The sequence below is a fragment of the Pseudoduganella sp. RAF53_2 genome (assembly GCF_052113985.1).
Lineage (GTDB): Bacteria > Pseudomonadota > Gammaproteobacteria > Burkholderiales > Burkholderiaceae_D > Rugamonas.
Window position 1 is genome coordinate 1 of record NZ_JBFRDW010000312.1, and the last position, 6,786, is coordinate 6,786.

Annotated in this window: 8 protein-coding genes and 1 tRNA gene; all 9 read left to right on the forward strand. The window is 60.9% G+C overall.

All coding sequences use genetic code 11. The annotated features are described in order from the left end of the window. A partial coding sequence (gene secG, locus AB4Z11_RS18460; RefSeq protein ID WP_442026749.1) for a preprotein translocase subunit SecG occupies positions 1–375 on the forward strand: 375 nt, incomplete at its 5' end. A gap of 95 nt (positions 376–470) precedes the next feature. Then, positions 471–555 (forward strand) — tRNA-Leu (locus AB4Z11_RS18465). 187 nt (positions 556–742) lie between these two features. Further along, positions 743–1,102 (forward strand): NADH-quinone oxidoreductase subunit A, encoded by a 360-nt coding sequence (locus AB4Z11_RS18470; RefSeq protein WP_161025933.1) that lies wholly within the window; start codon positions 743–745, stop codon positions 1,100–1,102. 3 nt (positions 1,103–1,105) lie between these two features. Beyond that, positions 1,106–1,582 carry a NuoB/complex I 20 kDa subunit family protein gene (locus AB4Z11_RS18475; protein ID WP_442026751.1) on the forward strand — a complete coding sequence of 159 codons (477 nt, stop codon included), beginning with the start codon at positions 1,106–1,108 and terminating at the stop codon, positions 1,580–1,582. A 15-nt stretch (positions 1,583–1,597) separates the two neighbouring features. After that, the gene (locus AB4Z11_RS18480) at positions 1,598–2,191 is read left to right on the forward strand and encodes an NADH-quinone oxidoreductase subunit C (RefSeq protein ID WP_442026753.1); all 594 of its coding nucleotides are present in this window, start codon (positions 1,598–1,600) and stop codon (positions 2,189–2,191) included. Further along, positions 2,191–3,444: an NADH-quinone oxidoreductase subunit D gene (locus tag AB4Z11_RS18485; protein WP_442026755.1), complete on the forward strand. Its 1,254-nt coding sequence runs from the start codon at positions 2,191–2,193 to the stop codon at positions 3,442–3,444. Before AB4Z11_RS18480 ends, AB4Z11_RS18485 begins: the two co-directional genes overlap by 1 nt. Positions 3,445–3,454: 10 nt before the next feature. After that, the gene (gene nuoE / locus AB4Z11_RS18490; protein ID WP_442026757.1) at positions 3,455–3,934 is read left to right on the forward strand and encodes an NADH-quinone oxidoreductase subunit NuoE; all 480 of its coding nucleotides are present in this window, start codon (positions 3,455–3,457) and stop codon (positions 3,932–3,934) included. After that, the gene (gene nuoF, locus AB4Z11_RS18495) at positions 3,931–5,229 is read left to right on the forward strand and encodes an NADH-quinone oxidoreductase subunit NuoF (RefSeq protein ID WP_442026759.1); all 1,299 of its coding nucleotides are present in this window, start codon (positions 3,931–3,933) and stop codon (positions 5,227–5,229) included. The genes nuoE and nuoF overlap by 4 nt, the downstream gene beginning before the upstream one ends. A 12-nt stretch (positions 5,230–5,241) precedes the next feature. After that, positions 5,242–6,786 (forward strand): NADH-quinone oxidoreductase subunit NuoG (nuoG, locus tag AB4Z11_RS18500; protein ID WP_442026760.1); only part of this gene is annotated, 1,545 nt, incomplete at its 3' end.

Here is a 6,786-nt window from a genome sequence, read left to right on the forward strand (position 1 = left end):
GTTCTGCTGCAGCATGGTAAGGGCGCCGACATGGGCGCGGCCTTCGGCTCCGGCGCATCCGGCAGCCTGTTCGGCGCTACGGGTTCCTCTAACTTCCTGTCCAAGTCCACCGCCCTGGCTGCCGCGATCTTCTTCGCCGCCACCCTGGGCCTGTCGATGATGGCAAATCAGCGCGGCGTCAGCACTGGCGGCGGCGTGATGGAAAACGTGACTGTGCCGGCGCCGGTGAAGGGTTCCGCTGCCATTCCGTCGGCTGCACCGGTTGCGGCTCCGGCTGCTACTGAGGCGGCTCCGGCGGCGGCTCCGGCTGCCACCGAAGCGGCGCCTGCTGCATCCACTCCCGCTTCGGCGCCTGCCAGCGCCCCGGCGAAGTAAAAAAGGCAATTTTGAATTTTTTGCCGCTTTTCTTCTTGATCTTGCGCAATACGCATTAACAAAGGCGTGAAAGCAGAGTAGAATAGCGGCCTTATGCCGACGTGGTGAAATTGGTAGACACGCTATCTTGAGGGGGTAGTGGCGCAAGCTGTACGAGTTCGAGTCTCGTCGTCGGCACCAGTAAAGAAATTCAAAAAGCCAGCAAGGGCACATGGGCGCCAATCCATGGTGGCTAAGCTGGTTTTTTTACGAGGATGTGTCGTTTGATCCTGGTCTCAGCATCTGATTGGGGTCGAGCGTTAAATGCACCGCGGAATATCGCAGTGCTTCCCCAACCAGAGTTCAACACAAAGCTGCAGATCATATCGTGAACCTCGAAAATTACTTCCCCGTCCTGCTGTTCCTCTTAGTCGGCCTTGGCGTCGGCGTTGTACCCCAAGTTCTGGGCCATATCCTGGGCCCCAATAAGCCCGATGCGGCGAAATTGTCCCCATACGAGTGCGGCTTCGAAGCGTTTGAAGACGCGCGCATGAAATTCGACGTGCGTTACTACCTCGTCGCAATTCTGTTCATTTTGTTCGACCTTGAAACGGCATTCTTCTTCCCTTGGGGCGTATCCATGCGCGAACTGGGCTGGCAGGGTTACGTGACGATGATGGTGTTCATCGCCGAATTCGTGGTCGGTTTTTGGTATATCTGGAAGAAAGGTGCCCTTGATTGGGAATAAGCCATGGCTATTGAAGGCGTATTGAACGAAGGCTTCATCACCACGACGGCCGACAAGCTGATTAACTGGGCGCGTACGGGTTCCATGTACCCGATGACGTTCGGTCTGGCTTGCTGCGCGGTGGAGATGATGCATGCTGGTGCGGCCCGTTACGACCTGGAGCGTTTCGGTTTCATGTTCCGTCCGTCGCCACGTCAATCCGACGTGATGATCGTGGCCGGCACCCTGTGCAACAAGATGGCTCCTGCGCTGCGCAAGGTCTATGACCAGATGCCGGACCCGCGCTGGGTGATCTCGATGGGCTCCTGCGCCAACGGCGGCGGCTACTACCACTACTCGTACTCCGTGGTGCGTGGTTGCGACCGTATCGTGCCGGTGGACGTGTACGTACCGGGCTGCCCGCCAACCGCGGAAGCGCTGCTGTACGGCATCCTGCAGCTGCATCACAAGATCAAGAAGACCAACACGATCGCGCGCTAAGGGCTGTACAAAACTATGAACACACATCTGGAAACCCTGGTCGCTTCCCTGGAAAAAGTTCTGGGCGAGCGGGCCTCAATCGTTGTCGCGCTGGGCGAGGTAACGATTACTGTCAAATCTGGTGACTACTACCAGGTAATGCAAGAGCTGCGCGACGACGCAGCTTTGCGTTTTGAAGAACTGATCGACCTGTGCGGCGTCGACTACCTGAACTACGGTGAAGGCACCTGGGATGGCCTGCGCTTCGCAGCCGTGACCCACCTGCTGTCCGTGGAGAAGAACTGGCGTCTGCGCGTGCGCGTGTTCGCGCCGGACGATGAAATGCCGATCGTGGCCTCCGTGACCCCGATCTGGCGTGCCGCCAACTGGTTCGAGCGCGAAGCGTTCGACCTGTATGGCCTCATCTTCGAAGGCCACAACGACCTGCGCCGCATCCTGACCGACTACGGCTTCATCGGCCACCCGTTCCGCAAGGACTTCCCGGTCTCCGGCTATGTTGAAATGCGCTACGACCAGGAACAGAAGCGCGTGGTGTACCAGCCAGTGACGATCGAGCCGCGCGAAAACGTGCCGCGCGTGATCCGCGAAGAAAACTACGGGATGAAATAATGGCTGAGATTAAGAATTACACCCTGAACTTTGGTCCGCAGCACCCGGCAGCGCACGGCGTGCTGCGTCTGGTGCTGGAGCTGGACGGCGAAGTGATCCAGCGCGCCGACCCGCATATCGGCCTGCTGCACCGCGCCACCGAAAAGCTGGCGGAGCAGAAGACCTATCTGCAGTCCGTGCCATACATGGACCGCCTGGACTACGTGTCGATGATGTGCAACGAGCACGCCTATGTGATGGCGATCGAGAAGCTGCTCGGCCTGGACGTGCCGATCCGCGCACAGTACATCCGCGTGATGTTCGACGAAATCACCCGTCTGCTGAATCACCTGCTGTGGCTGGGCGCGCACGCGCTGGACGTGGGCGCCATGGGTCCGTTCCTGTACGCCTTCCGCGACCGCGAAGATCTGATGGACTGCTACGAAGCGGTATCCGGCGCGCGTATGCACGCGGCCTACTACCGTCCGGGCGGCGTGTACCGCGACCTGCCGGACGCCATGCCGCAGTACAAGGCATCGCTGATTCGCAACGCGAAAGCGCTGGCCGAGCGTAACGAGAACCGCCAGGGCTCGCTGCTGGACTTCGTGGACGACTTCACCAAGCGCTTCCCGACCTATGTCGACGAATACGAAACCCTGCTGACCGATAACCGCATCTGGAAGCAGCGTACCGTGGGCGTGGGCGTGGTGGCGCCGGAAGATGCGAAAGCCATGGGCTTCACCGGCGCCATGCTGCGTGGCTCCGGCGTGGTGTGGGACCTGCGCAAGAACCAGCCGTACGAAGTGTACGACAAGCTGGACTTCGATATTCCGGTCGGCACCAACGGCGACTCCTACGACCGTTACCTGGTCCGTATCGAAGAGATGCGCCAGTCGAACCGCATCATCAAGCAGTGCGTGGCCTGGCTGCGCGCCAATCCGGGTCCTGTCATGACCACCAACCGCAAGGTCGCTCCGCCATCGCGCGTGGACATGAAGACCAATATGGAATCGCTGATCCACCACTTCAAGCTGTTCACCGAAGGCTTCCACGTACCGCCTGGCGAAGCGTACAGCGCGGTGGAGCACCCGAAGGGCGAGTTCGGCATCTATCTGGTGTCCGATGGCGCCAACAAGCCGTACCGCATGAAGATTCGTGCACCGGGCTTCGCCCACCTGCAAGGCCTGGACGAAATGTCGCGCGGCCACATGATTGCCGACGCCGTGACCATCATTGGTACCCAGGACATCGTTTTCGGCGAAATCGACCGATAAGGGAAGAAGAATGCTGTTATCCCAAGACTGCTATAAAAAAATCGACCGCGAGTTGGCCAAGTATCCGGCCGACCAGCGCCAGTCGGCCGTGATGGCCGCACTGGCCCACGCCCAGGTAGAACTGGGCTGGGTTTCGCCGGAAGTGATGAAGGAACTGGCGGACTACATCCGCATGCCGGCCATCGCCGTGCAGGAAGTTGCGACCTTCTACAACATGTACAACCTGAAGCCGGTCGGCAAGCACAAGATCACCGTGTGCACCAACCTGCCTTGCGCACTGTCGGGCGGCGTGAAAGCGGCCGAGCACCTGAAACAGAAGTGGGGCATTGACTTCCGCGGCACCACCGAAGACGGCCAGTTCACGCTGATGGAAGGCGAGTGCATGGGCGCCTGCGGCGACGCGCCCGTCATGCTGGTCAATAACCACCGTATGTGCTCCTTCATGAGCAACGACAAGATCGACGCCCTGGTGGAGGAACTGAAGAAATGACCTCGCTGCACGACCGTCACATCAATCCCCTGATCCTGAAGGATCTGAACGGCGACAACTGGCGCCTGGCCGACTACGTCAAGCGCGGCGGCTACTCGGCGCTGCGCCGCATCCTGGAAGAGAAGATCCCGCCTGAGCAGATCATCGCCGAGCTGAAGACTTCCGGCCTGCGCGGCCGCGGCGGTGCGGGCTTCCCGACCGGCCTGAAATGGTCCTTCATGCCGCGCCAGTTCCCTGGCCAGAAATACCTCGTCTGCAATACCGACGAAGGCGAGCCGGGCACCTTCAAGGACCGCGACATCATTCGCTACAACCCGCACTCGCTGATCGAAGGCATGGCCATCGGCGCGTACGCGATGGGCATCACCGTGGGCTACAACTACATCCACGGCGAGATCTTCCAGGAATACCTGCGCTTTGAAGAAGCGCTGGAAGAGGCACGCGCTGCCGGCTTCCTGGGCGACAAGATCATGGGTTCGGAGTTCAGCTTCCAGCTGCATGCGCACCACGGCTACGGGGCCTACATCTGCGGCGAAGAAACCGCGCTGCTGGAATCGCTGGAAGGCAAGAAGGGCCAGCCGCGCTTCAAGCCGCCGTTCCCTGCGTCGTTCGGCCTGTATGGCAAGCCGACCACCATCAACAACACCGAGACTTTCGCGGCCGTGCCGTTCATCCTGAACATCGGCGCCGAAAACTACCTCGGCCTGGGCAAGCCAAACAACGGCGGCACCAAGATCTTCTCGATCTCGGGCGACGTTGAGCGTCCGGGCAACTACGAAGTCCCGCTGGGCACCCCGTTCGCCAAGCTGATGGAGCTGGCCGGCGGTATGCGCGGCGGCAAGAAGATCAAGGCGGTGATCCCTGGCGGCTCGTCCGCGCCGGTGATCCGCGGCGAGATCATGATGCAGACCGACCTCGATTACGATTCGATCGCCAAAGCCGGCTCCATGCTGGGTTCGGGCGCCGTGATCGTGATGGACGAGACACGCTGCATGGTGAAGGCGCTGGAACGCCTGTCCTACTTCTACTTCGAAGAATCCTGCGGCCAGTGCACGCCATGCCGCGAGGGCACGGGCTGGATGTACCGCATGATCCACCGCATCGAGAACGGCCAGGGCCGTGCTTCGGATCTGGACATGCTGAACTCCATCGCCGACAACATCCAGGGCCGCACCATCTGCGCGCTGGGCGATGCTGCCGCTATGCCGGTACGCGCCTTCGTCAAGCAGTTCCGCGAAGAATTTGAATATCACGTCGAACACAAGCACTGTCTGGTGCCTGTATCGGCTTACTAAGCTGCGATTATCATGGTTGAAATCGAAATTGACGGCAAAAAGGTAGAAGTCCCTGCGGGTAGCATGGTGATGGACGCCGCCAACAAGCTGGGTACCTACATCCCGCACTTCTGCTATCACAAGAAATTGTCGATCGCTGCGAACTGCCGTATGTGCCTCGTCGAAGTGGAGAAGGCTCCGAAGCCTTTGCCAGCATGCGCCACGCCGGTTACGGCGGGCATGATTGTGAAGTCCCACTCCGAAAAGGCAGTGCAGGCGCAGAAATCCGTGATGGAATTCCTGCTGATTAACCACCCGCTCGACTGCCCGATCTGCGATCAGGGCGGCGAATGCCAGCTGCAAGATCTGGCGGTGGGCTACGGCAAGCACGCTTCGCGCTACGAAGAAGAAAAGCGCGTGGTGCCGCCGAAGGCCGGCAGCGCGCTGGTGGCGATGGAAGAGATGTCCCGCTGCATCCACTGCACCCGCTGCGTGCGCTTTGGCCAGGAAGTGGCCGGCGTGATGGAGCTGGGTATGCTGGGCCGCGGCGAACACTCCGAGATCACCGCTTTCGTGGGCGAAGCAGTCAGCTCCGAAATGTCGGGCAATATGATCGACCTGTGCCCGGTCGGCGCGCTGACTTCGCGTCCATTCCGCTACAGCGCCCGTACCTGGGAACTGTCGCGCCGCAAATCCGTATCGCCGCACGATTCCACCGGCGCCAACCTGATCGTTCAGGTCAAGCAGGGCAAGGTGAAGCGCGTGCTGCCGCTGGAAAACGATGCGGTCAACGAGTGCTGGATTTCCGACAAGGACCGCTACTCCTACGAAGCGCTGGAATCCGCTGAGCGTCTGGAAAAGCCGATGCTGAAGCAGGGCGGCGAGTGGAAGGAAGTGGACTGGCAAGTGGCGCTGGAATACGTGGCGCACGGCCTGAAGAACATCAAGCACGAACACGGCGCGGACGCGCTGGCAGCTTACGCTACCGGCCACTCCACCGTGGAAGAACTGGCGCTGCTGAAGAAAGTCATGCACGGCGTGGGTTCCGAGAACATCGATTTCCGTCTGCGCCAGAGCGACTTCGCGCTGGACGGCGAAATCAAGCCGTGGCTGGGCATGCCGATCGCCGAGATCAGCAAGCTGCAGCGCGCGTTCGTGATCGGCTCCTTCCTGCGCAAGGATCACCCGCTGTTCGCGACCCGCATCCGCGCGGCCGTGAAAGCCGGCGGCAAGCTGTCCGTGCTGCACGGTACCGATGAAGAAAACCTGATCACCACCGCCAACAAGATCGTTGCTGCGCCATCCGACTGGCTGGCCGCACTGTCCGGCGTGGTGGCTGCCGTAGCCAAGGCCAAGGGCGTTGCCGCTCCGGCCGGCTTCGAAGGCGCTGCCGTTTCCGCTGAAGCCGAAGCGATTGCCGCTTCGCTGCTGGAAGGCGACAACAAGGCTGTGTTCCTGGGTAACGCCGCCGTGGCGCATCCGCAAGCTTCCGCGCTGCACGCTGCCGCGCAATGGATCGCCGAGCAGACTGGCGCCAAGCTGGGCTACCTGACCGAAGCCGCCAACACGGTCGGTGGC

Excerpts from the sequence above, each read along its gene's own strand:
- AB4Z11_RS18480 (WP_442026753.1), top strand. The coding sequence starts at position 1,598 with ATGAACACACATCTGGAAACCCTGGTCGCTTCCCTGGAAAAAGTTCTG.
- nuoF (WP_442026759.1), top strand. The coding sequence starts at position 3,931 with ATGACCTCGCTGCACGACCGTCACATCAATCCCCTGATCCTGAAGGAT.
- AB4Z11_RS18485 (WP_442026755.1), top strand. The coding sequence starts at position 2,191 with ATGGCTGAGATTAAGAATTACACCCTGAACTTTGGTCCGCAGCACCCG.
- AB4Z11_RS18475 (WP_442026751.1), top strand. The coding sequence starts at position 1,106 with ATGGCTATTGAAGGCGTATTGAACGAAGGCTTCATCACCACGACGGCC.
- nuoE (WP_442026757.1), top strand. The coding sequence starts at position 3,455 with ATGCTGTTATCCCAAGACTGCTATAAAAAAATCGACCGCGAGTTGGCC.